The following is a 1176-nucleotide window of genomic DNA, read 5'->3' as shown; positions in this document are numbered from 1 at the left end:
AAAAAGAGAAAAAAAAAAAAAAAGAAATAAAAAAATGAAAAGGAGAGAAAAGAGATATACAGACAAACCTACACTCTTACCCTAAAAGACGCTCGTCCGATCTCTCGCCGGGCTCCGTGGGCTCCACCGGCTCCAGGGGCTCCAGGGGCCCCGTCAGGCCGTACAGCTCCGACCGGAAGACCTCCGAGGACCGCGGGTTCGCGCGGCACTGCCACACGCCGTGCGGGCAGTAGTCGCTGATGGAGTGGTACACCGGTTTGTGCTCGTTGATCCATTCGAGCATCCGGCGCATGTACTCCGGATTGTCGCCGTTTCGGAACAGGCCCCACTCCGGATAGGAGATAGGCTTTCCGTGGGCCGCGGCGAATTCCACGTGATGCCGCAACCCGTACGGTTCGTTCGCCTGCTCGTCGAAAGTCCGGCCCGGCGGCTGGTCGTAGGAATCCATCCCCACGATGTCCACGACGTCGTCACCCGGATAGCACTGCGTCCACGGAATGGCGTCCCGTCCGCGATTGGGGGCGAAGTCGAACCGGAACTCCTGGCCGGGCACCTCGCGCATGGCGGTGACGATGCGTTTCCAGTACCTCTTCCACGCGTCCGGATCCGGCCCGCAGCGGTGGCTGTACGTCGAGCCGTTCATCTCCCAGCCGAGGACGATGACGGTGTCGGGCGCCCCCATCCCCACCAGCCGCTCGGCGAGCGCGCGGAAGTGGTGGTCGAACAGGCCGTCGGCGCCACGCCGCAGCAGCGCCCGCACCAGACCGTCCGGCAGCCGGCTCTCGTTGCGCTCCAGCATCGGCACGTTGAGCACCAGCAGCCGGTCCTCACGCTCCCGCCGCCACTGCGCCCACGCTTCCAGGAAGCCCGCCTTGCCCGCGATGTTGGACCACCGGTCGCCGGGCAGGTAGGTGTGGCCGACCCGCAGCTCGGTGCCGCCGAGCCACTCCTCCAGCTCCGCCATGCGCCGGATGCCGCCCGGGCCGTAGTCGAGGTAGGCGCCCAGCGCCGTCTCCCCGGTGGCCACCGGGTCCCGGGCCGCGGGGAAGTCCGCCGCGTGGCCGGGAGCCGACACCACGGAGCAGGAGACCAGCAGGCCGGCGGTGAACACCCCCAGCCAGGTACACGTCGCCCGTCCGCCGTTCCGCATCACCGTCTCCTTCCTCGTGCCGCCGT

At 66.9% G+C, this 1176-nt stretch carries 1 protein-coding gene; it reads right to left on the bottom strand.

The genetic code is table 11. The features are described 5' to 3' along the window. Window positions 1–76 precede the first annotated feature (76 nt). Window positions 77–1150, bottom strand: a complete 1074-nt coding sequence (locus L6E17_RS30330) for a glycoside hydrolase family 26 protein (protein ID WP_236243809.1) — start codon at window positions 1148–1150, stop codon at window positions 77–79. Between the last annotated feature and the right edge of the window lie 26 nt (window positions 1151–1176).

This window comes from Streptomyces sp. CC228A (assembly GCF_021390935.1).
Taxonomy (GTDB): Bacteria; Actinomycetota; Actinomycetes; order Streptomycetales; family Streptomycetaceae; genus Streptomyces.
Note: the sequence above shows the minus strand (reverse complement) of the source record. Positions and strands in the feature narration are given on the sequence as shown.